General features: G+C 46.4%; 19 protein-coding genes and 1 pseudogene. 6 read left to right on the forward strand and 14 right to left on the reverse strand.

Features of this window, described 5'->3' with window-relative positions:
- Nucleotides 1-98: 98 nt before the first annotated feature.
- The 3 genes from KDK13_RS04635 (at nt 99) to KDK13_RS04645 (ending at nt 5,531) form a co-directional block, all read left to right on the forward strand.
- Complete coding sequence (locus tag KDK13_RS04635; protein ID WP_257283768.1) at nt 99-1,859, forward strand: hypothetical protein; 1,761 nt, start codon at nt 99-101, stop codon at nt 1,857-1,859.
- A gap of 110 nt (nt 1,860-1,969) precedes the next feature.
- The gene (locus tag KDK13_RS04640) at nt 1,970-2,446 is read left to right on the forward strand and encodes a hypothetical protein (protein WP_257283769.1); all 477 of its coding nucleotides are present in this window, start codon (nt 1,970-1,972) and stop codon (nt 2,444-2,446) included.
- A 76-nt stretch (nt 2,447-2,522) separates the two neighbouring features.
- Complete coding sequence (locus KDK13_RS04645) at nt 2,523-5,531, forward strand: hypothetical protein (protein WP_257283770.1); 3,009 nt, start codon at nt 2,523-2,525, stop codon at nt 5,529-5,531.
- Between the two features lie 109 nt (nt 5,532-5,640).
- Here KDK13_RS04645 and KDK13_RS04650 read toward each other — a convergent pair whose 3' ends face one another.
- From KDK13_RS04650 to codB, 3 genes are all read right to left on the reverse strand, one after another.
- On the reverse strand, nt 5,641-7,344 hold the full coding sequence (locus KDK13_RS04650; protein WP_257283771.1) for a hypothetical protein: 1,704 nt from the start codon (nt 7,342-7,344) through the stop codon (nt 5,641-5,643).
- A gap of 129 nt (nt 7,345-7,473) precedes the next feature.
- Nucleotides 7,474-8,763, reverse strand: coding sequence for a cytosine deaminase (gene codA / locus KDK13_RS04655; RefSeq protein WP_257283772.1), 1,290 nt, complete (start codon nt 8,761-8,763; stop codon nt 7,474-7,476).
- Nucleotides 8,760-10,013: a cytosine permease gene (codB, locus tag KDK13_RS04660; RefSeq protein WP_257283773.1), complete on the reverse strand. Its 1,254-nt coding sequence runs from the start codon at nt 10,011-10,013 to the stop codon at nt 8,760-8,762. Before codB ends, codA begins: the two co-directional genes overlap by 4 nt.
- Before the next feature lie 204 nt (nt 10,014-10,217).
- On the opposite strand from codB, the gene KDK13_RS04665 reads away from it, so the two are divergent.
- The gene (locus KDK13_RS04665; protein ID WP_257283774.1) at nt 10,218-12,080 is read left to right on the forward strand and encodes an amidase; all 1,863 of its coding nucleotides are present in this window, start codon (nt 10,218-10,220) and stop codon (nt 12,078-12,080) included.
- Between the two features lie 62 nt (nt 12,081-12,142).
- On the opposite strand, the gene KDK13_RS04670 is transcribed toward KDK13_RS04665, so the two are convergent.
- From KDK13_RS04670 to KDK13_RS04690, 5 genes are all read right to left on the reverse strand, one after another.
- Complete coding sequence (locus KDK13_RS04670; RefSeq protein ID WP_257283775.1) at nt 12,143-12,478, reverse strand: SMR family transporter; 336 nt, start codon at nt 12,476-12,478, stop codon at nt 12,143-12,145.
- Nucleotides 12,457-12,858: a multidrug efflux SMR transporter gene (locus KDK13_RS04675; RefSeq protein ID WP_257283776.1), complete on the reverse strand. Its 402-nt coding sequence runs from the start codon at nt 12,856-12,858 to the stop codon at nt 12,457-12,459. The genes KDK13_RS04670 and KDK13_RS04675 overlap by 22 nt, the downstream gene beginning before the upstream one ends.
- A gap of 263 nt (nt 12,859-13,121) precedes the next feature.
- A complete protein-coding gene (locus tag KDK13_RS04680; protein WP_257283777.1) occupies nt 13,122-13,682 on the reverse strand; it encodes a Smr/MutS family protein in 561 nt (186 codons plus the stop codon).
- 173 nt (nt 13,683-13,855) lie between these two features.
- Entirely contained in the window at nt 13,856-14,830 is a 975-nt protein-coding gene (locus tag KDK13_RS04685) for a hypothetical protein (RefSeq protein WP_257283778.1), read from the reverse strand.
- A 12-nt stretch (nt 14,831-14,842) separates the two neighbouring features.
- Nucleotides 14,843-15,550, reverse strand: coding sequence for a hypothetical protein (locus tag KDK13_RS04690; protein WP_257283780.1), 708 nt, complete (start codon nt 15,548-15,550; stop codon nt 14,843-14,845).
- Between the two features lie 1,386 nt (nt 15,551-16,936).
- Between KDK13_RS04690 and KDK13_RS19135 the strand changes: the two are divergent.
- Both KDK13_RS19135 and KDK13_RS04700 read left to right on the forward strand, forming a co-directional pair.
- Nucleotides 16,937-17,170: pseudogene (locus KDK13_RS19135) on the forward strand (ankyrin repeat domain-containing protein); the annotation flags it as partial.
- A gap of 9 nt (nt 17,171-17,179) precedes the next feature.
- On the forward strand, nt 17,180-18,001 hold the full coding sequence (locus KDK13_RS04700; protein WP_373692209.1) for an ankyrin repeat domain-containing protein: 822 nt from the start codon (nt 17,180-17,182) through the stop codon (nt 17,999-18,001).
- Here the strand turns inward: KDK13_RS04700 and KDK13_RS04705 are convergent.
- The 6 genes from KDK13_RS04705 to KDK13_RS04730 all read right to left on the reverse strand — a co-directional run.
- Nucleotides 17,998-18,954: a hypothetical protein gene (locus tag KDK13_RS04705; RefSeq protein ID WP_257283781.1), complete on the reverse strand. Its 957-nt coding sequence runs from the start codon at nt 18,952-18,954 to the stop codon at nt 17,998-18,000. The genes KDK13_RS04700 and KDK13_RS04705 overlap by 4 nt on opposite strands.
- Before the next feature lie 273 nt (nt 18,955-19,227).
- Nucleotides 19,228-20,439 (reverse strand): hypothetical protein, encoded by a 1,212-nt coding sequence (locus KDK13_RS04710; RefSeq protein ID WP_257283782.1) that lies wholly within the window; start codon nt 20,437-20,439, stop codon nt 19,228-19,230.
- 36 nt (nt 20,440-20,475) lie between these two features.
- The gene (locus KDK13_RS04715; RefSeq protein ID WP_257283783.1) at nt 20,476-21,576 is read right to left on the reverse strand and encodes a hypothetical protein; all 1,101 of its coding nucleotides are present in this window, start codon (nt 21,574-21,576) and stop codon (nt 20,476-20,478) included.
- Between the two features lie 353 nt (nt 21,577-21,929).
- The gene (locus KDK13_RS04720; protein ID WP_257283784.1) at nt 21,930-22,175 is read right to left on the reverse strand and encodes a dihydrofolate reductase family protein; all 246 of its coding nucleotides are present in this window, start codon (nt 22,173-22,175) and stop codon (nt 21,930-21,932) included.
- Nucleotides 22,176-22,523: 348 nt separating this feature from the next.
- Nucleotides 22,524-23,204 carry a hypothetical protein gene (locus KDK13_RS04725; protein ID WP_257283785.1) on the reverse strand — a complete coding sequence of 227 codons (681 nt, stop codon included), beginning with the start codon at nt 23,202-23,204 and terminating at the stop codon, nt 22,524-22,526.
- Between the two features lie 539 nt (nt 23,205-23,743).
- On the reverse strand, nt 23,744-24,188 hold a 445-nt coding region (locus KDK13_RS04730; RefSeq protein WP_373692208.1), incomplete at its 5' end, for a hypothetical protein.

Below are 24,188 nucleotides of genomic sequence, written 5' to 3' on the forward strand. Positions count from 1 at the left end.
AAATATTTGTTTGACCGGGAAACTAATCAGAAAATTTTCACTCTAAGACAGGAGTTCAATTTATCGACTTCGAATAAAAAAACATAGAGGGAATGATCATGGGACCTGAACCTGTAACTAATCCAGTTCATACTGCCGCTGCCAATCCGGGGCCAGACAGGGTTCATTCATCGGCGTTAAAGAATGTGAATGATGGCGCCAATGCCATTCATAAAATGACCAGGGCTGCGGTTGATGATCTCGGCTTTAACAAACCCAGTATCATCAAATGGGGGAAATGGCTGGTCGGTAAGCTTGGCTCGTTTGGTTACGTCGTCACTATTGCACTCAGCCCGATACTGCTTCCTGCCTCTCTGGCTTATGATGCCGGCAGGGGCATGAAACTCATGCTTCGCAAGATTACCCGGGTCGAAGAACCGGTTCAAAAGCTCCTGCCAATGGTGGCAAAACAGGTTGAAGATGTCAGGAAGCTCGAGCAGCACAAGCAGGATCTCAAGTCTCAAAATGCCGAACTTTCTGACCAGCTGGCAGCCTGGAAGGTTCATGCGGGGGAGCTAACGGGCTTAAATGATCAATGCGCTCATCAGGCACAGCAGTTGGGTCAAAAATTAAGCTGGGAGCACAACAGAAATCATGAACTCAATGTCCTGCTGGAACGGGTCGTCAGACGGGCAGACCATCTTGACGGTGAGAATGCGGATAGCCGTGACAGTTACCGGGCTTTACGGGCTTTAAAAGTCGGGCTGGACAAACAACTGGCGGAAAAGTCGTTACGTATTCAACAGCTCTCTGGAGAGCTTGAAGCAGCCCGCCAGCAGTATGATCAGACGAATGAAGATAATACCCGGGTCAGACAGGCGCAGGCTGATAAAATTCACTGTCTTGAGAGTAATCTAGCGGCAGACCAGCAGCAGATGCGTGATATGGAGGCCCGGTATCAAGCCAGGGTGCGTACATTAGAAGGGCAGCATCAGTTTGAAGTGAACGATGCAGAGGCGCAGCATCGACTTGAAGTGGAATCGTTAAAGACTCTTCATCAAGACCGCCTGCAGACCCTCACCGTTCAAAACGAGGCTCAGGTACAAGCACTGCTCAGGGAAATCAGTGAATTGCGTGAGCTGACAAACGCAAAAGAGCGTAAGCATATTGATGCACTGGACTCTTTATCAAATCGCCTGTCGGTTCAAGCGGACCAGATCAGGCTTCATGAAGAGACAGAACAACAGCTTCGTCAGCAAATCAGTCAGTTTCCGGATTTGCAAAGGCCGGATCAATCTACCCTGGAGGACGGGCAGAAAACCGTGGCAGAACTGCTTGAAACCAGAATAGCCCCGGTAAAACAGCAGATTGAAGACAGAAATACGGAGATAGCCCGGCTTAAACAGCAATACAGTGAGTCAGTCGATCAATGCGAGCGTCTGAAAGAGCAACTCAATAAGCTGAATGAAAGAAGACGTGAGGACGCAAACCTCGAAAAGTTTGCCCGCACCCTGCAGTCCGATGAAATTCGAAAACTTCACAACAACCTCAAGGGTACTGAAGCACATGTTCATCGTCTGGCTGGAGAAAAGAAAGCACTGTTAGCGGATCAACAAAGTCAGAGTGAGGCGTTAAACAACAGGCTGAAAAAATGTGATGAACAATTACAGCAGCTGATGAGTAAATCCAAATTTGACGAGGAAGAAAAGGATAAGCTGCTTGGCGAAAATGTGCGCCTGGATCATCGGGTTGGAGAGTTGTTGCAGGAAGTATCTGAACTGAAGGGCCAGCTGGAGCACCATCAAATGAATGTTGAATGGTACCAGCTTTATATAGCTAGCAGGGAAGGATTCCGGCCGGTTGAAGTGGAAGTAAAGTAATAACGCCAGAGACAACCCAAAGGACGGTATTATCGAAAACAATAGATGGCACAGATGTTGTTGCCATCACTCATCAGCTACAGCCCGACCAACAGAAGGAGAATACGCCATTGCCTCCAATTCCCTTCTACCGTTCTGTTGGTCGGCCACCGATAGCTCAGGCTTCATCAACGGCCGACACCGGTACGGTGGCATCCGGGGGGCTGGGAAGGCTGGGCAGATTTGATAGTGCCATGATTGGTTTAGCCAGGTTTCCTTATCACCTTCTCGAAAAATCGTTGAATTTTGCTTTTGATTATGGAGTGAAATCCATGGTTGATTATGGCACGAAGCCCATGGTCACATGGACCTGGAAATGGACCTGGAAAAAGTGCACAGATGCTGCCAATTCGCTGCGTCAAGCCACAGGTTGGCTCGCCCGGAAAATATGGGGTGAAGCACTCGATCAGACTGAGTCGGATTCTGGCACAGAGGGGCCATCGGCAAGAGAGGCACCGGGATCTGAACTGGAGACCTCATCTAAGACCAGGATTCCAAATGGTCATAAAAATAAAAAACAGGCAGGAAGGAAAAATATAAGAACCTGATTAAGGCTCCTGGGTAAATGGTTTTTATCAAATAATGAAATCAAGATAATATTTTTTGATTTTAAAAAAAATATGAATGAATGCAACTTTCTCTAGCTTTATCTTCTCAAAGCATTGTTGTTTTGGCCCAACAAAAATGCAAGGTAATAAAATGTCTTATAGCAATACCATGACACCTCCCTCTGTGGTGCCACAACCCAGCCTGTACACTGGAGTGAAGCCGTCTTGTCCTCAAACAGTGCAGGGGCCGGTTTCCTGGGGTGGGGTTGGAGTAGCTAATCACCCCATTGGCGTCCCTCATTTATCAGGGCACCTGGATCCGGCTGGTCAAGGTCCTGTATTTGGCGGCTCTTCCCCTTTTGATGGCTGTGTTGTCGATCATGATGCTGTATCCAGATTGAAGGATCAGAACTTTCAACTGACCAGGCAGAAATACGAACTTTGTACTGAACTTCGTGATACCAGGCAGAAGTTAGAACTTAGTGAACAGCGAAATCATGAATTGCAAAATAAAGTAGATCAAAAATCAGATATTGATCCTGAAAGATATTCTCAATTATTAGCTATTGAACGGAAGAGTTCGCGGGCTGAGGACAAGGGGCAGCGTACAACTTTTTTAACGAAAGAACTCTTGAAATCACACACACAGGCTGCGCAAAAAATAGACGAGTTACAGAATGAGAGGGACACATTAATCGCGTCACAGGAAAAGCTGAGTGAAACCCTAAAGAACATAAAGAGTGAACTCAAAGAGGTGTGGGAGCAATCAGAGCAGGTTCAATTGAAATGGAGTAAGGCAGAGCAGGACGTAACCGAACTGAGAGCCGAGTTGAAATCTGTGCGTCATGATAAACACATCCTGGTTGGTGAGCTTGACCGTGCAGTAGACAACGCATCCACTGCTGAAAGCAAGTTGGCAGCAGCGAGCGTTAAGAATCATGATCTGAAAACGACCGTTTCTGAACTCGAAGCGCATAAGTCAGAGCTGGAAACGGCAATCAGGTCGCATGAGCATCGCATCGCTTATTTGAACAAAGAGATTGAGCGAGGTGATAAGGAGCTGTCTGCGAAACACTCAGCAAATAACCAGTTAACGGAGGAGCTGAATTCACATCAGAGAAATGAGACCAGGTTGCAAACTGAACTGCATAATACAAAAACCAGTCTTGAGGCTGCCAATGAACAATTGACTGTCTCGGAGCGTACATTGAAGGCTACACAAGATGAACTTTCAAAAACAAAGAGCGAGGTTCTGAACCTGGAACGACAGCTTACAAAGGTTAAGGGGGATAAAAAGTACGTATCAGACACTGCCAATCAACTTCAGGGCAAGCTAAAGGATAAACTTGAGGTAGTGAAAGATCTCCAGAATCGACTTGATCAAGCGCAAAAGGATGTTACCTCTTTACGAGAAGAGGTAACTTTGAAGACGAGCCAAATCAGTTACTTAAGGCAAGAATTGAAGGCAAGTGAAACGAAAATCAGCGGTCTGGAACAACGTATCCAGGAACAGCAATCAGATGTGAGTCATATGCATCATATTGAAGCTGCGTTGGAGGGATCAAAACACTTTTATAAGGAGTTGGAGCAAAAAAATCAGAAATTAACCGGAGAATTAGAGGTAGTACAGAAGCGGAACGAAGAGATCAGGACAACTAATTATGAAACCATGGTGAAATTAGAAACAACGGATAAGGCGCTGAAACAGGAGCAGTTATCTCATAAGCAGGATGTTGACAGTTTGAAACAGGAAATTGAGGCTCAAAAGGGAGTGATTCAGACTCATTTGTCATCAATTAAGACGCACGAGAAAACGATTCATGAATTGCAAGACCAGCTACGTAGCCTTCGTGCTGATTTGGCTACCGCCAAATCTGAAGATAATCTGAAGGAACTTAAGCAACTTCGTCTCGATATTGAACTTAAAGAGCAAAAAATTTCCACACTTCAAGAACAGCAAAAGGAATCACAGGCTCAGATCGACAGGCTGCATAAGCAAGTTAATGAGTTTAATCAACAGCTGGCGGAAGCAGAAAATACGATCAATAACAAATCCGGATTAATCATTGCACAGGCAAATGTGATTTCTGACGCAAAGGGTCAGGTTTTAGATTTACAAGGTCAGCTAGAAGAGTTTCACAGTCTAAAAGAGAGTGTTCGTGAACTAAGAGGTGGTATTCAAATGGCCGGTAATCGTATGGATGACTGTAGTCGTCGTCTACAGGATTTAGAGAGAAAATTCCAGGAACTGGTCAAATTCGTAGACCCCATTATTAATAACCCGAATGTTGCTCCATTGGTGACAGAATTAAAAAGTGATTTCAAAGAGCTGGGTAGCGAGTTCTCAGAGATAAGAACGGAGCATGTAAAGCACTCAGGTATACTTGATTCTCTGGAGTCAAGAACAGAACGATTTGATTCTTTTGGGTCAAGAACAGAGCAGTTTGATTCTTTTGGGTCAAGAACAGAGCAGTTTGGTTCTTTTGGTTCAAGAACAGAACATCTTGAAAGTAGTATTAAAAAAAGCGTCACCTTTAAAAGTGAACAGAGGCAACAGGCCTCTATTGCATCAGACTCCTCAACATTAGGGGGGGCAAGAGCGTCAGGCCCTGAGGGGGCAGTATCTCAAGATGAGCTGCAAAGAAGTCTTGCTGCTGACCTGGGAATGGATCGGGGACTTAAGAGTGAAAATCGCTTGTACCTGAAAGACACTGGTTCAGATGTCACGCCCATACCTTTACAGAATCAAGGTGAGTTAGGTGAGTCAAGAGTTGCTCCTCGGCCCATTCACACAAAGGCTGAGGACAGCGCGATTGGTGGCTCACTTCCCTTTGTTGGGCGCTATGGGGACGGATTTTCATCATCGGAGGATGATTACTTGCGTGGACGGCAACAGGATTTGCAACCCGTAAGCAGAGATCGTGATACCGTCTCCCCTGAAACGCAGGGTCTACTGGATGTGAATTTTGCTGAGTCTGCATCTTATAGTATCAACCTGGAGGATTTGTCTAACAGGCCGCCGCACAGGGAGGATGATACCTTTGATGGCAGGAGCAGCAGCGGTGACGATGAGTTAACCCTTTGATCCCGTGCAGTAATACCTCTGAATCAATTCAGAGGTATTTTCCAGGATGTGCCTGCCCACTTAGCCATAAATATACATTTTCATTATTCTGCTTAATAGAGCGTGATGCTCAATCTCCAGGGGAAGTGCTAACGGGCTTAAAGTAACTGTAAAATGTCAATGATTTGCCATTGCGAATAAAGCTGCTTAGATAGCCCGATTTAAAAACGGGGTATAGCGCAGCCTTGCCAGTAATATACCAGACCATCTTTGACTCCTTTGATACCACATACAGCGGTAAAGTCTCACCCGTTGACCGGAATTCCATAGAACCTGCCGGTTTATTGATGACAACGTCCTCTGCCGTTGTCAGTCCGACGGTACTGAGTGCCAGCAGTGGAATACGATCCTGGTCTGTCATACCTCCGGTGGTTACAGCATCAGCATAGGCTTCATCGCTGAGCTGTCCGAGCTGATCCAGGGTGATACTGCCCAGACAGGTCATATTATTGCCACGCCCCACCGATACAAAATGGCCGACTTGGCAGTTGTTCAGCATGGCCTGATAGTTTTCCTCAAGGGATGCATTGTGAGTGGTCTTGATCAGACGGTTTTTGATGCCTTCCTCAACCTGGTGAACAGAGTACCTGGGTAGCCATTTGCCGAAAGGCTGGATGAGCTTCAGGACGAAAGTAGAAGCGTCCATACCCCTTTCGCCATCAGGGCCAATGGTTCCTTCGCCAAGGGCAAAGTAACGGTTCTCATTGTGTTCAGGTGCAACATAGTCCGTCGGGTATTTTAACAGGGTATTACTCAGCTGATTCAGAAAGTTCCGGTAACTCAGGGAAAGTGGCACTTTTTTCACCTGATTATCCAGTTTGCCTGCCGGATCAACCGATAATTCCACGGGCGACAGTTGAGCCGGATAGAGCTTTATCTCCGTCGATCCAATCTGCCGGGATGCCGGAGTCTGATGGCTTCGTTCAGCAAAAAAGTAATGCCCATTCAGGCTGTAAACCGGTGTGCCTAAAGGTAGCTGCTGGTGTCTGTCCTGACTTCGTACACGGCTGGTGACGGTTAGTCTCAATTGGTTATCAGGATCCTCCCCCCGGAGTGAGGCGGGAATATCACCAACCAGAGATTCATCCACAAAGGCAATGTGTCTTGCCCTGGTGAACTTCAGGCCAAACTCCGGGCGCCACAGGGCTACCCAACTATCCTCGGCTGGCTCCAGGCCTGCAGAGTCAATAGTCGTTAACTGACCAAGTACAAAGACCGGGGTATTTCTGAGGATAAGCGTGCTTGATGATTTCTGGTTAGCCGCAACATTGGAGGCCTCAGCCAGATTATTGGTAAAAAATACATCACTGGGGAAAAACTGCGCATCGGTATCAACGACGGTGATGGCCCGGGCTTCAGGATGAAACTTCTGAAGGTATTCCGTCTGCTCGACCAGGTTTATCAGCTGCCGGTGTTCATGTTCCGTAATCCGATGGCCTGAGGCATCAAAGTTATTGCTGATGGCGCCATTAACCACTTTGACAGCGGTATGAATAATGGAACCGTATTGCTTTTGGTAAGCAGAGAGGGCTTCGTTGACTTTCCGTTCATCCCAGGGGGCGAGCAGCCACTCTACCAGGTTATTGTCGCCGATTGCCCATCGGACAGCGGTATCCTGCGGATTGATTCCCTGCATTTCTGCAATGGTGTGGACATCCTGAAGCCCTTGGTAAACGGCCCCCTGTTTGTCCGCTTCAGGGTAAGCTGCAGCGAATGCGGATACTCCGGAAAGGAAAAAGAAAATTATCCATCTTTTTATGGAGATCATTGCCATCTGTACTTCCTCAGTAAATGCAGAGTTTTGTCGAGCCAAAGACAATATAGACAGATAACTGGAGAAAGGGTTTCAGATGGAGAGCGGAAATTTAATGCTCCCCAACCGATGGGGAGCAGGGGATGGGGGTTAAATTGACCAGGTCAAATCAACATCCCTGGACTGACCGGACTGATAGAGCCTGGTTCTGGCAGGCACTGTACTGGCAATCAGTTTTCCATGACGGATAGAGTGGGTTACGCAAGCCTGTCGGCGAACCGCGTCAAACACGCTCTCGGAGTCCAGCATAATCAGGTTTGCCGGTTTGCCGACTTCAATGCCGTAATGATCCTGAATGTTCAGGCATCGGGCACTGTTGTGGGTAATCAGGTTGATGCCCTGGGTAATCTGGTCAAAGCCGGTCAGCTGGCAGCCCACCAGACCGGTGAACAGAACCAGCAGCATATTGCAACCCTGCATGGGGAACCACTGGTCGACAATGTCGTCCTGACCAAAGCAGGCGTTAACCCCGGCTTCCAGCAGCTCAGGTATGCGTGTGATACCCCGGCGCTTTGGATAGGTATCCATACGTCCCTGTAAATTCAGGTTGGTGACCGGGTTGGCAATAAAGTGAATGCCGGAATGCTTCAGCAGGCGCATCAATTTGACAACATAGGCATTATTGTACGAGTGCATGGCCGTGGTATGGCTGGCGGTGACCCGATGCCCCATGGCGCGTTCAAGGGCCAGGGTGGCCACTGTTTCTACGAAGCGTGACTGGTCATCATCGATCTCATCACAGTGAATGTCGATCAGGCGATCGTATTTCTCAGCCAGATCAAACACGGTTTTCAGGGACTCAATGCCGTATTCACGGGTGTATTCGAAGTGTGGGATGCCGCCAACGGCTTCTGCACCCAGTTTCAGGGCCTCTTCCAGCAATTCAGCCCCTTTCGGGAAGGAGGGTATTCCTTCCTGTGGGAAGGCGACCAGCTGAATATCAATCAGGTCCCGCATCTCTTCTCTCAGTTCCAGCAGTGCCTGCAGGGCGGTGAGCGATGAATCAGTGGTATCCACATGGCTGCGAACGTGCTGAACCCCCTGGGCGATATACCACTCCAGGGCTGTTGCTGCCCGGTTTTTAACATCGTCACGGGTCAGTGTTTTTTTTCGCTCAGACCAGTTTTGAATACCTTCGAACAAGGTGCCGCTGCGGTTCCATACCGGCTCTCCGGCCGTCAGAGCCGTGTCCAGATGCACGTGTGGGTCGATAAATGGCGGCAGGGCCAGCTGCCCATTACCGTCGATAACCTTCACTCCTTCGTTTCGGCCAGCATGTCGGGCCGTGCCTGCAGGCGTAATGGCAGTGAACCTGCCATTATCCATGTCAATATCAAACAGGCCCTGTTGCTGGTGCAGGCGGACGTTTTCAAGTCTCATGGGGAAGTCTCAGTGTACGCAATACGGCCCTGAAAAATGGGCGCTTTCTGCAGCAGGACATGGCTGATAGCCGCCACCGCCACACCATTGATGGGGGCAATGCCCGGCAGAAGGGTCGCAGCGGTAATACCGGCAGCCCAGGCAATCAGTGCTGAAGGGTTGATGGCGGCAAATGACGCCTTTTGATAGTCAGGGTACTGTCCTTTTCTGACCAGGAAGTAGTCCGCCAGCAGAATGGCACCAACGGGCGGCAGTGCAGAACTCAGCAGACCCAGCCATCCGACAAAGTGGTTATAGAGCCACAGGGCAAACAAGGTTCCCAGGGCGCCGTTGATCATCACGATCAGGTTTTTACTCTTGCCGGTAATACTGGCAAAGCCCAGGCCGGAAACGTACAGGGCATTATCGTTGGTGGTCCAGATATTCAGGCCCAGGGTGATCACCGCCGGCAGAATCAAACCCTGCAGGAACATCACCTCGGCGATATCCGCCTGACCGGTCACCATGGAGCCTATGGCACCAAAGGTGAACATCAGGCTGTTGCCAAGGAAGAAAGCAATCAGTGTCGCACTGACTGCAATTTTCGGTGTGCGGGCAAAGCGGGTAAAATCCGCCGTTAAGGAACCACCGCTGATAAACGACCCGATACAGATACTGATGGCGCTGGCAAAGGTAATGGTGGTGGCAGGTTCAATCGCCATCAATGCCGACAGGCCTCCGGCGCTGTCCACGGCTTCGCTGACCGAGAATCCCCCCAGCAGGGCAATAGCGGGAACTGCGATGAAACTGAGAATGGTCAGTGCCTTGAAACCGAAAAAAGCGGTTACGGTCATCAGGAATCCTGAAATTAACACCAGAATCTCCGTGTGAATTCCGGTGGCCTTGTTCACCGGCAGGGCAAACATGGCAACACCCACGCCGAACCAGCCCACCTGAGTGGCGGCCAGCACCAGGGACGTCAGCTTACCGCCGATTTTGCCAAAAGCATATTCCGAGAGAAGGTGAGTGGAAAGGCCGGTTTTACTGCCCATCCAGGCGAGACCTGACGTATAGGCACCGAGCAGAAGGTTACCGATCATCACCGTGATCAGAAAGCTGGAAAAGTCCAGACCTTGTCCCAGGGTTCCGCCGGACCACATGCTGGCGGAGAAGAAGGTAAAACCGACCATGACCACCAGAATGGGAAAAAAGCCTTTGCGGGCTTCAGCTGAAACGGGAGAGTGAGCGAAATCCTGGGAATGTTCCGACATTGGTCCTCCAATAAAGAGAAGGGTTGGGGGCCTTACAGCCGGATATTCATGCTAACAGAACGGGTATTCGAAGTCATTTAATGATAAACCGTAACCCATTTCGGAAATTCCCGTGAGATTGAACTACTACTGGAATGAACTAATTGTATTGTTTACTGTCAAACAACGCATTGGATTAGCTCACGGAATAAAGAAGGTTTTAAAATGGATGCGTCAATTACATCATCATCGTCGAAGTCACCTGCTTTTGACTGTGAGTTCTGTTTGCAACCAAAGCTTCAAGGCTCGGCATTTTTCTGCCATCGTGAAATAAAGCAATACCCTCAGTGCCGTGCTGAGAATCTGGTGCCTTCAGGTCAGATGAACAAAGGCTTTTTGCTGAAATATATTATTGAACCATTGTCCAGGAATGTTACGATCGCACGGATTATGCGATCCATTTCCGGATTGCCGGATTCAATGCCCGCTCCCCTTACCTTCAGTCAACATTTAATCAATCAGGCAAGTTCGGATAATGCAGTTGCTGCTCGTGCCGTTGGTGATAAGGAAGGTGATAAGGAGATAATAACCAATAGGGAATATCTGCAATTCTTATCTGAAATTTCGCCGGATCGGGAGTGTGATAGCCATCTGGACAAATCATTGTCTGACTGGCGTGGCGTTAATGCAGCGAATATGGCAAATGCCATTCAAAAAGCCTGCCAGTCAGATCAATTATCAGAGAAAGGGAAAGGTTGTATTACCGAGCAGGGTATTTTTGAACAGTCGTTAAAAAACCGTGATTTCCAATACAGCAAAGTACCCGTTTCGGTAAAGGCTGAATATCACTTGAATGGGATTACAGCAACCCATGGGATAAAAGGGGAGGGAGCCAGGCAAACGAAAACCACAGGGTTTATCGATAAGCTTGGGGCCTCTGATGAATTCTGCCTGCTGCAAATCAATACCCAGCATGCACTCGGTGCCGGGGCCAGCGGTATCAACCCGAAAGATGGTCCCCTGGCCAATACTTACCTGGGGAAAAATGGCCAGCCTAAAATTCCTGGTGGTTCTACCTCGGGTGGTTCTGTCGCGGTCAGCAGTGGTTTGCTGCCCCTGGCCATCGGGAGTGATGGTGGTGGTTCCACCCGTATCCCCGCTGCAGCAACGGGCATTGTGGGAGTGAAAAGTGGTAAGGCTGAGACTAGAGAAAAACCCTTTTTTGATCAGACCGGGGGAGCCTATGGCGATAACCCGGATTCATTGGTACAGCCGGGCTTTGAAGCCATTAACGTTGATGTTGTCGCACAGGCATGCCTGGCATCGAGCACCGTCAGACCGGAAAAACGCTGCCTTGATTATCAGAAACTGGGCGTGGCAATTGATCTGGATGCCCTGGGCATCGCCAATCCGGCGGTAGCCGAAAAATGCCAGCAGGCTATTGGCTGCTGGCAGAGTCGATATGGACAGACCAGGCATGTGCAGGAGGTACATCTCATGGATCTTGAAAATTCACCCGATAATGCGAAGTCATTGGCACTGTCTCATGTGGTTCTGTTTGGCTCTGAAGAATTACAGACCTTTGATTCCACAGCGTTATCGGACGATCAACGGCAACAGGCTGATCCTGAACTGAAGCTGAATATGAATCTGGCCAAAACATTTACTGATCGGATGAAGCGCATTGCTACAGAAAACAGGGATCAATTTAAACAGCACCTTAAATCACTCAAGGATCGAGGTGTTGATGTTATCCTGATGCCTACGACCCCTGAAGTGAGCAGAGATATTATCAGTGGTGAAGAAAAATACGGTATGGCTGACTTACGCAGTTCATTGCAGATGAGTCAGCTGACCAGTCTGGCTAACCTGCTTGATGTACCGGCAATTACTCTGCCCGTTGGCCATGACAAAATACAGGGTATGCCCGTTGGGCTGACACTGATGAGTACGTCGGCGGATGATTGCAATCTTTATCATCTTTTGCCGCTGGCAAAAGAGTTTCAGAATGTAACCCGCAATAATGAAGCGCTGAGAATGAAAAAACCAGACATCTATTTTGGAGACTATCTTCAGAAGGAAGAGTAGTGGTGGTTTGTTTATGGGCTTGCCTGGCAAGCCCATAATCGTTAGCCAAGGTCAGATGGATATCAGATGGAGAGTTTAAGGAAAATAATCGCAACCAATGTGATTGCTATACCCAGTAACTTGACTGGGTGCAGGCTCTCCCCAAACATCATTCGGCCAATAATTGATGTGGCAATAATGCCGAGCGCTCCCCACAGTGCATAGGCAACACTGAGGTCAATACTTTCCAGTGCAAAGGACAGGAAAACAAAGGCCGCGATCTGTACGACCATTACCATCACGGCATACCGCTTCCTGGAAAAGCCGTTGGAGAGTTTAGTCAGTACGTTGCCAATAATATCGCAGCTGGAAGCGGCAACAACCCAGAAAACAGCCATCAGTTGCAGATGTTCGGACATGGCTGCAGCTCCTTCTCATTGATCAGTTGCTCTTTATTTACCGTTTTCTGCTTTTCCGACAGTTTCTCTCCCAGGTTCATCAGCATCATGCCGGTCATCAGTGAGGCCATGGCAATCAGTTTATTGGCTGAGAACGTTTCATCAAAGAAATACCAGGACATCAGGCTGATCAGAAGGAGACCAAGTCCTTCCCACATGGTGTAGGCAATGGCCAGGGGGATGTTGCGAACCGCTTGGGACAGGAAAAAATAGGAAATGGAAATCAGGATAGCCATCAGCGTATAGCCCACTACCGCGTTGCTTCCCGATGCCATTTTCATAAAGGATGTGCTGGCCACCTCGGTGATAATGGCCAGAAACAGCATAAACCAGTAATACATAGGGATTCCCCCAATCAAGAAATCAAATTGAATAACAACTCAGGCTGGTGGTTTTTCTTTTTCCAGCAAAAGACAGGGGGGAACCTAAAGGTCGGTGCGCCAACAACGCTCAGCGGGATAGTGGCAGGTAGCCGTATAAAGGCTGGGTGATATACAACGCATGTTGGACAGAAATCTTAGAGCAGATGCCAGCAATAGTATCATGCCTGTTATCTGGCGGTAAGCGGCATTTGTTCTTATGTCTTTCTGTGGAAATGCAGGCTTTATTTTCTTTTCAACAGTACCAAAACAGAACCGGTGCCACCTTCAGAAGGAGGGGCAGAACAAAATGCCAGAACATCCGGTAGCTGTTTCAGCCAGTGATTGGTATGGCTCTTCAGCGTCGACTGTCGCTCTTTACTGCGGTGTGATTTTCCATGGATGATCCGTACGCAGGTGAGTCCACGGTAGCGGGAAACCTGGATAAACTCATGGATAAGCTCTCTGGCTTCATCAATCCTGTAGCCATGCAGATCCAGTTGAAACTGAACCGGGATCACCCCCTGGCGCAGCTGCCTGCGTCTTGTTGTCTGGATTCCGGGTCGAGAGAATTCAATAAACTGTTCAGGATCGACAGGCTCGATCCATGCATCAGAGAGGGCGGCGCCAGATGGAGGCTTGTCCAGCTCGGCAGCCTTGCGGCGGGCCATTAGTGTGCTTTCAGGGATGTCGGTATTTGGTTTACGGCTGATGCCAGAATGTGTCTTGTTGCCTTTTTTGCCACTCAGTGGTCGTACATCTCTCATAGCTTCCCGGAAGCTTTGTTCATCATCTCTCTCTGACATAAAATGACTGCTTATAACTGAGTGGCCCGTGCGGTGATTTGCGGTTAACCGGGCGGGTATTGTACCGATAGTGGCAGTATCATCAAACCACTTGAGAGAAAATTACAACTTTGCGAAAAAGATGCTGGTAACTGCTGACTACAGGTGATCTAACCGGTTCCTCTGGGTATGAGTTATCCTTCAGATATCGCTTGCTTCATTCGGCGCTTCCTTTGGAGCTCTTTTTCGTGCTCTGCGTAAACGGGATCTTTGCGACGCTCCCTTTTGCGCTTCCTTTCGCGCTCAGCGTAATCAGGATCTTTCTGGTAGCGTTCCCTTTGGCGTTTTTTCTGGCGCTCTCTGTAAACGGGTTTATTGCTCAGCTCCCTGCGGCGCGCTGCGTATTCGGGATCATTCTGGTAGCGCTCCCGTTGACACCTCCTGCGGCACTCTACGTAAGTGGGATCTTTGTAAAGTGCCGTTTGGTGTTCCCTTTCGCGCTTTACGTATGCCGGGTCTTTGCGCAGCTCCCTTTTGTGCTGCCTTTCGCGCTCTGCGTAAGCGGGATCTTTGCGACGCTCCCTCTGGCGCTCTTTTTTGCGCGCTGCATAATCGGGATCATTCTGATAACGCTCTCTTTGCTGTTTCTTCAGGCGCTCTGCGTAGTCGGGGTCATTCTGGTAACGCTGATTTTTCTGCTGCCTCTGACGTGCTGGGTAATTGCGCTTCCTTTTGCGTTCACTTACTGAAGCGTTACCGTCAGTCCTTTTTTCTGTCGGGGGCGTTTGCTTATCAACAGAAGCCGGAAAGTCTGTTGATGTCAAATCCGTGAGTGAAAAATCATTATCGACACGCTCGCTGGCAGAATTATAAGGGAAAACTGTATCAAGACCTTCAAGAGAAAAAAATTCAGGAAGCGCCAATTCATCTTCATTGACTGGTAACGGAGAAATTGAAAAATCATTAAGTGAACGTGGAGAAGTTGTCCTGTCGTCTTTTATTTCCTGATTTAAATGTCCATGATCGGCTGGATCATGCCTCTGCGCAGAGTGGCCAGCCATACTTGGCGGTGAAATGAAATCGTCAGTTAATCCTGACGGATCATCCAGGTAATCCAGTGAGCAGGAATTAACAGAACCAAAATTTGAGTAAAAGCTGTACATGTCCATAGAGATATTGAACTATTGAATTATGGGTTTAAGGTTCTCTCTCTTTAGTTCCCTTCTGAGCTTGGCGTAATTGGGGTTATTATGGTATCGCTGCCTTTCGAGTTGCCTTTTCTGCGCTGCAAAAACAGGGTTATTATGGTACCGCTCCCTGTTGCGCTGCCTTTTCTTTTCTGCGAAAACAGGATTATTCTGGTAGCGCTGCCTTTCGAGTTGCCTCTTGTGCTCTACATAAGCGGGATTCATGCGTAGTGCCCTTTGGCGCTCCCTTTGGCGTTCTGCGTATTCGGGATCATTCTTGTAGCGCTCCCTCTGGCGTAACCTCTTGCGCTCCTTTTGAAATTCCTTTTGACATTCCCTTTGGCATTCCCTTTGGCATTCGCTTTGGCGTTTGCTGCTGCGTTTCTTTTGATGGGCTGTGGGGGCTTGACTGAAAATTTTTGCAGGTGGATGACGGTTGTTATCAGTAACTGATGGGCTTTGCCTGGTTGATTGATCTGGACCCAGGATTGACTGGATAGAAAAGCGCTCCTTGCCGGGATTATATGTGGGGGGATGATTATGCGGTTCAATTTTGACTGGTAAGTAAAGTGGTCGTTCTTCTCTGGTATGGCTATAAACGATGACTATCGATCTTTTTTCGAAGCGGGGATCATCGAATGGATTATGAAAAAATGGGATTGGCAGCGGAAGGTTGTTTTTAGTCGTTTTGAGAGTGCTCATGGCACGTGGAACAGTAGCTACTTCAGCAACAGCACGTGAGAAAGCCTGACCTGATGGTTCAGATTCAGAAAGTGCAGTATCACTGAGGTAAGACGGGCTATAAGAATCTGAATTTAATTGAGCGGGAAAGGTAAATATATCCATTGAATTATCGAATTATTGAATTATTGAATTTCAGCTTAAGACCATGCTTTCTTATAAAAGTTCCTCTTTCACACAAGCCATTGAACATTCAGGCTCATTTCAGCAATTTGTTTGCTCAGGGTGAGATAGGCTCAATCGGGACCGTAAATTTTCCTTCAGTCAGGCGACTGATAAGGGAGGAGGCGATAGAAGCTGACTTTGAAGCTTTTTGCTTATCGGAGGGGTGCCTTTTAATAGTATTGTCAGTATTCACAGCCATTTTCTGCTCCTCTGTGTAATCGGGTGTGTAATCGGGATTATCCTGGCAGCGCTTCCTGAGGCTATCTGTGTAAGCGAGATCTTTTCGAAGCTCTCTTTGAAGCTCACTTCTGCGCACCCGGTAAGTGGGATCTTTGCAACCTGGCGTCTATTTGATTGATCATGGTAAACAGGGAAAGATTGAGCCAGTGGTTGGACACTCATACCATGATACCCCGGCTGCTGCCTGTTTATGCCACGCTGATACGTATGTTCTGTTGAACTCATATAATGTTCAGCATAAGTAACATCAAAAGGAGGTATTGTATAAGAGCGTTCCATTGAATTATCGAGTTATCGAATTTCAGTTTAAGACCGCTCCTGGTTATATAAAGTTCCTTCCTGACACAACTGCGCATTCAATATTAGTGTCAATCAAAAAAGGATTTGGAATTCAGTTGGTTATAGTCGTTTATTGGAATCGGGAATCACACCATTTCTTCATTGGATTAATATTTAACCGGGCAGGAACTTTAAACTACGATACCTCTCTATACGGATCGAAAGTTATAGACGGGTAAACATTCTGGGAGCATTCTGGGAGGTGTCATGCAATCTGATACGTTGTCATCAATCGGCTATTTTTCATATTTGCCAAATTTTCGGCGATATAAAAAAGAGATTAAGAAATCGATTAGGCGAATATTTAGTTACCATTTTGTTGACACCGTTAAAAATATCAATCCATGGCTGGAAAAATGGTCATTAAGACGCAAGACAGTGGATGGCTATTACAATGATCTTTGCAGGATATCCCACCCGGCTTTGACATGGCATAGCCATACAGCCTCAGGGGGCGACTGGAATACTTTTTTAACACGATTGACTCAGCGGAAACTAACCGTGGTCAGCCTGTTTCCCGCCCAGAACTTTACCCAGGAAACCGGAAAAGCGTACAACATAAATCAACTTAGAAACACACTGGGCAGATACTGGCCAAACGTCATGAATCCAGACTTGAACAGACAGGACCCTGAGGGTTTTACTCCGCTGACAAAAGCATCCTATTATGATCAACCAGACATTATCAGGCTGCTGATCCAGTCAGGCGTAGATATTAACCAGGTGGATGCTTCCACATGGACGCCACTGATAGCGGCTGTCGACCAGAACTGTGTTGAGTCAGCCAGGATACTGCTGGAAGCAGGTGCTGACATTAACAAACCTGATGAGACAGGCTTTACTCCCTTGCATACTGCTGCCATGGTTGGCCACGATAACATGGCAGAGATGTTGCTGGCAGCAGGGGCGGAAATCAACGTGGTCAACGATGACGGCTGGTCCCCCCTGATGGTAGCCTGTTTTGAAGGGCATGAATGCATAGTCAAACGTCTTGTTAAATGTCATGCTGACATTAATAGCATAAATAACAACCGTACCTCAGTGTTTCAACTGGCCTGTGATAGTGCCATAAAAACAAAGAAAACGAGCATGCTCGCATTTCTAATTGAGCATAAAGCAAAAATTTTTACTCTTGACAAAAACAACTGGTTTCCACTCCTGACGCTGATTAGTGGTGACTTTATCAGTGGGGTCGAGCTTCTGTTGAATAAGGGATGGGAGGAAGCCATTTCTGGTCGTGAGTCAGAAGTATTTTATTTGGCAGCCAGAGAAGGGTATGAATCGATGCTCAGACTTCTTTTCCATAGGGCACCAGATGAGCGTGAAGCCTTTAATCATATTTCTCGACTCACCTGTATCGGTCGTGCCAGAAGTGTAAGATATCCAGTGGATTTCCCGCTGAGATTAATTGATAGAAATTTTAATAATATTTTATCTCCCGAATATTTTGAGGGAGGTGTCTGTTCATTGAAGCACTTGTGCCGACGAATAATTCAAAAGCAAATGGTCAGTTTGCAAGTTGAAGAGTTGCCGGTACATAACTGTCTGCAACTGTACTGCTGGCAAATACCTGTATATTTGCACAATCAGGATGATTTTGATGATTGGATTGAATTTTATTCTTATAATCGCAGTATTGATTGGAGTTCATTGCTTTTCTTTGCTTAATAAACTGCTGGTACTGGATAAATGGTCGCAGTCCTTACTTTATTCGACGCTCTTAAGTCGGCTGCCTGCTTGCCAGTAATTTTTACTTGTTCTCGATCATCAACGGCATTCTTCAAGGCTTCACGGTAATTTTTCAGATAAGCCCTGCGCTTCTCGGTCTTGGCGTAAAGCCTATGGTAAGCCCTTTGGTAAGCCCTTCCTCTGTCGGACTGAGCCCAGGCACGTCTGAAAGCCTTACCTTTCTCGGTCTTTGCGTAAGCCTTTTGGTAATCCCTTCTGTAAGCCTTCCCTTGCGGGGACTGTGCCCAGGCTTTTTGGGCAGCTTTCCCTCTCTCGGATTTGGCCCATAGTCGTTTGTAAATCTTCCGTTTCTCAGTTCGTTCATAAGCCCTCCTGTATTCTTTATCACGAGAGACGGTTAGAGACTCACCAGTGAGGAAAGCAGGCACGTTAAAATCCATTTCATTTCCTGCAGAAAATGAATTTCGTTGAAGCTGTTCACCAGTGCCTTCCATCGTTGAAGCAAGTGGAAGATGATTAGCATTTGAAAAGTGTGCTTGAGAACTTGCTTCACCAGCCATAGCCCAGGCCTTGTCAAATCTTAATTCTGATTGATTGGTAAGTATTCTGGTGTTTTGGTTGGTTACCTGGTGTATCCCGGTTTTATGTGATAAACCCAACAGGTCGCTTTGTTGATATTCTTTAGAATAAATAGCCCTGACGGGTATTTTTTTATAATGGTAATTGCTTAATGAGCTATGGAAGCTTTCGTTATATGGAATCAATGTGTTTAGATAATTACTCTGTACAGTTTGAGCAACTCGCAGCCCGAATGCTAAACCATTTTGCGGTGGACAGCGTTCAAAATATGATTCACTGCTCGACATAAAAGATTCATACGCTTGTTGAAATCCGGAAAATAAGAAGTGTGAGTTAAAATATGGGTCAGTCATTGAATTATCCAGGTACAGAATTGTAGAATTACAGTTTGAGACTATTTCGTGTTTTAAAAGTTCCTTTTTTTTGATCGGTCAAACGGGTTTCCTCTAGAGACGCAGCCGTTTTCCATTTTCTTATCCTGACGATAGTGACCATTATTGACTGACTTCTGGATTGTTCACTGTTTAACCCAGTTATCTTGTTTGACAGGTTGAATCTTGTGTTGTTTTTTTAAATGTGTATATAAGTTGGAAGATTGAGAAAAAGTTCGTGCCTGAAAAAGTAATCTAGTAAGTTTTCGGTGTCTTGGCTGGCTGGGGATATTGATCGCTTGCCAATGGCGCTGGTTTTAAAACTTCGCTAAAGTCGTATCCTGCTGGTTGCGGTCCCTTTCTTAACTCCTTTTCGGGCTCTGCGTAAACGGGATCGTCGCGAAGCTCCTTTTTTTGCTGCCTTCTGAGTTTTTTTTTGTGCTCGGCGTAAGTGGGATCTTTGCGAAGCTCCTTTCTGCGTTCCCTTTCGCGCTGTGCATAAACGGGATCTTTGCGGAGGTTTCTGTTGCACTCCCTGCGGCGCTCTGCGTATTCGGGGTCATTCTGGTAGCGCTGCCTTTGGTACTCCCTCCGGCGCTCCAGATAACCGGGTTTTTTACGCATCTCTCTGACTCGCTCTCTTTCGCGTTCTGCGTAAGCAGGATTTTTGCGACGTTCCTTTTGTCGAACCCTTTCCTGCTCTACGTAAGCGGGATTTTTGCGAAGCTCCCTTTTGCGTTCCCGCTGGCGCTCTCTTTGTTGCTCTGCATAATCGGGATTATTCCGGTAGCGCTCCCTTTGGCGTTGCCTATGGCGCTCTACGTTACCTGGATCGTTTTGATAGCGCTTCTTCTGGTGTGTAATTGTTGCAGAGTTAATATCTGTAATTTCATTTGTCCGTATCGTTTGCATATCCCTTGCAGTTTGGCCCAGGCTTGGCGGGTTAGCTACCGTAACTGGTTGTAAATCGTGAGGGTTAGGGAGTACTGGAGGAGAATCTGCTAACTGATCATCTGGACTTGAATAGCTTGATGGTTCTGAGGCTCCAATCCAGGGATCGCTCCCCGATAGGCACATCTGCTGAGTAAAAGGAGTAGCTGGTCTTTGTGATTGCACATCATTTAAGGGATTAACGGATCTGGTATCAGAATTAAAGGGTATATATTCATTAAAAAATGATTGTTGTATATCCAGGATATTTATACCAAAAGCATCTGCAAGATCACCAAATGTCGGAGAATCAATATTATATTCACTCAATAAATTAAAATCATCAGCATTATTTTCGTGCATGTCTGATTGACTATGGTAAACAGACAAAGGAGTATCCATTGTCTGAACCGACATGCCCTGATACGTCGGGTGTTGTTCATTGGTATCAAAATGAGACGTTTGTACTGTTAAATCTGATGAGCTTGAATCAGAAAAATCAGGATTGAGTGAAGTAAAGTTATTTGAGAGATCCATTGAATTGTAGAATTATAGACTTACAGCTTAAGACCGTTATTTTCGATAAAAGTTCATTCTTTTACTATATCGTTCCCTCTCGCGCTGATTTGCCAGCTTTCTTTTTTCAGGATCTTTCATTTTTTTTCTATACCGATCCCTGTTGCGCTGATTTTCCAGTTTTCTTTTTTCGGGGTCTTTCATCATTTCATTATACCGCTTCCTTTTTCGCTGTTTTTCCATTTCTCTTTTTTTTGGGTCTTTCATTCGTTCTCTTTCACGCTGATTTTTTAACTTTCTTTTTTCGGGGTCTTTTCTTTGCTCCCTTTGGCGCTGATTTTTCAGCTTTCTATTTTCGGGGTCTTGCATCAGTTCTCTATACCGCTCCCTTCTGCGCCGATTGTACCGCTCTCTTTTTTCGGGGTCTTGTCTTCGCTTCCAGTTACGCAGATTTTCCAATCTTCTTCTTTCGGGGTCTTTCATCATTTTTTTATACCATGCCCGTTTGTACTGATTTCTCAGCTTTCTTTTTTCGGGATCTTTCATTATTTTAATATATCGCTCCATTTGCCGCTTATTTGCCAGATTTCTTTTTTCGAACTTTTGTCGTTGTTCCCTTTGGGACTGGCTTCTCAGTATTCTTTTATCTGGCTCTTGTTGTTGTTGCCTTTGGGACTGACTTCTCAGTTTTCTTTTATCTGGCTCTTGTCGTTGTTCTCTTTGGGACTGGCTTCTCAGTTTTCTTTTTTCAGGCTCTTGTCGTTGTTCCCTTTTGGGCTGATTTCTCAGTTTTCTTTTTTCAGGCCATTTCCTTTGTGTCCTTTGACGCTCAACAGGCAAGTTGTCAGAAATTTCTTCTACTGGTATTTGATCAGGCTCGCTAACCGATAAGCATACCTGTTGAATAATGGGAGAACCGGGTGTTGATGATATCTCGTTATTAATGACTTCATCATCAGAATTCCAAGGCACATATTCATCAAGCACTGCTTTTGGTATCTCATGAATATCAGTTCCGAAAGCGTTTTCTGTATCCAGGTCTGTTAGAGATACAATATCGTATTCATCTAAAGATTTAAAAATACCCGCTTCATTTTGGTGTATATCTGATTGGCGATTGTAAATAGGAAAAGGAGAGGCCAGCGTCTGGCCAGACATACCTTGAAATACTTGCTGTTGTTTGCTGGCATCCAGTTGGCAGGATTGGTTTATTGCACCTAGTCTGCTGGAATAAAGACCAGAAAAAGCAACATCGAATGAAGGTAAGTTACAGGAGTGATTCATTGAATTGCTGAATTATTGAATTATCTCCTAAGATCACGCCTTCTTATAAAAGTTCCTCCCTGTGCGGCAGGGCTTAGGCGTCATTTAAGTACTAATGTACCTTTTTGTTTGCATTACCCAGTTTGAACAATGCCGCATCTGGCGCTTGGATAGTGATTTAGTCACCGGGCCTTATCGAATACGTCGATAATGGCTTTTGACTAAAGCATTGAGATACACATCTGTTTTCAGATATTGAAAAGAAAGTGGCTGAGGACAAATACCGGTTTGGAGTAGGGCCAGGGGCAATCGAAGCCGCAAACCACTTCAAAAGTGATTCGTCCCATCACCACTGTATCCACCCGGTTCATAAAACTGGCAAAGCCAAAATCATCCTGTTCAGGATTAGGAATGCTGTGCAGCCAATCCAGCCCTCCCTGTTTGTCGGCAATGTACCCATCCAGACTGGTTGCAATATATACGATATTTGTCATTAAACGTTACTCGTATGGACGATCTGGTATCAATCTTACACTAGTTTTCGTGACAATCTGACGGATATTTGAAGCGTTAGCCTCGGTCCTCTTTCCACCACCATAGTCAATGACTCTTACGATGACTGTCGTAAGAGTCATGGAGTATTACATAGTTTCAGTTATACCCCATTAGTGGCATAGGTGGAAATCAGAAACTCGTAAGTATCGCCGAACTGGTCGATATCACTGTTACGACTTTCTCCATAATAATCAGTACCAAAATATGCAGTAATCAAGATCTGTTCTAAATCAATGATATACCTCGTGAAGAACTTATTACCGGTAAAGATTGATGGCGCTGATTTCTCAGTTTTTCTTTTCGGGGTCTTGCCTTCGCTCCCTTTGGCGCTGATTTATCAGCTTTCTTTTTTCGGGATCTTGTATTCGCCCCCTTTGGCTCTTAACAGGCAAACTATCAGCCATGTCTTCTAATGGGGGTGTTTGCTTATCACTTGTTGTTTGGTTCAGGTTTGCCGGGTTAACTAAAGCAACTGGAGGCAAATCTTGTCGGTTAGACAGTACGGCAGGAAGATGAGGTAACTGATCATCTGTATTCGAATGTCTGGCAGGTATTGGATCAGGTTCGTTAACCGGTAAGCTCACCTGTTGGGTAAAGAGAAAATTTGGTATCGATGATATTTCATCATTAATAAGTTCATCATCAGAACTACAGGGTATATATTTATCAAGAACTGATTTTGGTATCTCATGAATACCCGTTCCGAAAGCGATTTCTGGATTGCAGTCTGTTAAAGATACAATATCGTATTTATGCAACGATTTAAAAATGCTCGCTTCATTGTTATGTATATCTGATTGACTGTTGTAAACAGGAAAAGAGTCCAGCGTCTGGCCAGACATGCCTTGATAATTTTGCTGTCTTATTCTGGCATCAAGCTGGCAAGATTGGTTAATTAAATCTGATGTGCCGGAATAAAGACCAGAAAATATAACATCGAATGAAGGTAAGTTATGGGTGTTATTCATTGAATTACTGAATTATTGAGTTATTGAGTTATATCTTAAGACTGCGCTCTCTTATAAAAGTTCCTCTCTACCGCAATCCATTTACTATTTACACGATTTATATCAATGAAGCATAAAGATTTGCTATGGCTATTAACAGTAATGATGTACAGCGTTTTAAAAGCAGAGGCGGAGGAGGGTGGAGATCAGGAGGCTGTTTGAAACCTGAATAAAGCAGTGCAAGTCAGTGAGCAAATTTATAATGAACGGCGCAGGCAAGCCCATCAGCAAAAACACTGAAGAACTTATTACCGGTAAAGCTTGATGGTGCTGATTTCTCAGCTTTCTTTTTTTGGGGTCTTGCATCGCTCTCTTTGGCGCTGCTTGCCCTGCTTTCTTCTTTCGGGGTCTTGTCTTCTCTCCCTTTGGCTCTCAACAGGCAAACTATCAGCCATGTCTTCTAATGGGGGCATTTGCTTATCAGTCCAGGTTTATCGCTAATAAAACAATGACGTTGACGCTCTCGGATAGTCGGCACTTCTCCGTTATCCTTGATCGGTCTAATGGGACTCCCGTTGAGGCACAGCAGGTATCACCGTTTGCCTATCCAGATGGCAATGATCAATATTGACTGACGACACTCCTTTTTGCGCTCCCTTTCTCGCTTGAGGTAAGTGGGATCTTTGCGATGCTTTCTTGGGCGTTCCCTTTGGCGTTTCCTTTCGCGCTTGGCGTAAGCGGGATCTTTGCGAAGCTCGGCGTTCCCTTTCGCGTTCCCTTTTGCGCTTGGCGTATTCCGGATCTTTGCGAAGCTCCCTTTGGATTTCCCTTTGGCGCTTCTTTTCGCGCTCGGCGTAATCGGGATCAGTCTGGTAGCGCTCCCTTTGGCGCTCCCTTTGGCGCTTCCTTTGGCGATCAAGGTAAGCGGGATCTTTGCGAAGTTCCCTTTGGCGCTTCCTTTTGCGCTCGGCGTAAGCGGGATCTGTCTGGTAGCGCTCCCTTTGG

This window comes from Endozoicomonas sp. SESOKO1 (assembly GCF_024606265.1).
In the GTDB taxonomy this organism is placed as follows: domain Bacteria; phylum Pseudomonadota; class Gammaproteobacteria; order Pseudomonadales; family Endozoicomonadaceae; genus Endozoicomonas.

Coding starts and splice junctions, on each gene's coding strand:
- KDK13_RS04635 (WP_257283768.1), top strand. CDS start 99: ATGGGACCTGAACCTGTAACTAATCCAGTTCATACTGCCGCTGCCAAT.
- KDK13_RS04645 (WP_257283770.1), top strand. CDS start 2,523: ATGAATGCAACTTTCTCTAGCTTTATCTTCTCAAAGCATTGTTGTTTT.
- KDK13_RS04650 (WP_257283771.1), bottom strand. CDS start 7,344: ATGGCAATGATCTCCATAAAAAGATGGATAATTTTCTTTTTCCTTTCC.
- codA (WP_257283772.1), bottom strand. CDS start 8,763: ATGAGACTTGAAAACGTCCGCCTGCACCAGCAACAGGGCCTGTTTGAT.
- codB (WP_257283773.1), bottom strand. CDS start 10,013: ATGTCGGAACATTCCCAGGATTTCGCTCACTCTCCCGTTTCAGCTGAA.
- KDK13_RS04665 (WP_257283774.1), top strand. CDS start 10,218: ATGGATGCGTCAATTACATCATCATCGTCGAAGTCACCTGCTTTTGAC.
- KDK13_RS04670 (WP_257283775.1), bottom strand. CDS start 12,478: ATGTCCGAACATCTGCAACTGATGGCTGTTTTCTGGGTTGTTGCCGCT.
- KDK13_RS04675 (WP_257283776.1), bottom strand. CDS start 12,858: ATGTATTACTGGTTTATGCTGTTTCTGGCCATTATCACCGAGGTGGCC.
- KDK13_RS04680 (WP_257283777.1), bottom strand. CDS start 13,682: ATGTCAGAGAGAGATGATGAACAAAGCTTCCGGGAAGCTATGAGAGAT.
- KDK13_RS04685 (WP_257283778.1), bottom strand. CDS start 14,830: ATGGACATGTACAGCTTTTACTCAAATTTTGGTTCTGTTAATTCCTGC.
- KDK13_RS04690 (WP_257283780.1), bottom strand. CDS start 15,550: ATGAGCACTCTCAAAACGACTAAAAACAACCTTCCGCTGCCAATCCCA.
- KDK13_RS04705 (WP_257283781.1), bottom strand. CDS start 18,954: ATGACTGACCCATATTTTAACTCACACTTCTTATTTTCCGGATTTCAA.
- KDK13_RS04710 (WP_257283782.1), bottom strand. CDS start 20,439: ATGGATCTCTCAAATAACTTTACTTCACTCAATCCTGATTTTTCTGAT.
- KDK13_RS04715 (WP_257283783.1), bottom strand. CDS start 21,576: ATGTCTGGCCAGACGCTGGCCTCTCCTTTTCCTATTTACAATCGCCAA.
- KDK13_RS04720 (WP_257283784.1), bottom strand. CDS start 22,175: ATGACAAATATCGTATATATTGCAACCAGTCTGGATGGGTACATTGCC.
- KDK13_RS04725 (WP_257283785.1), bottom strand. CDS start 23,204: ATGAATAACACCCATAACTTACCTTCATTCGATGTTATATTTTCTGGT.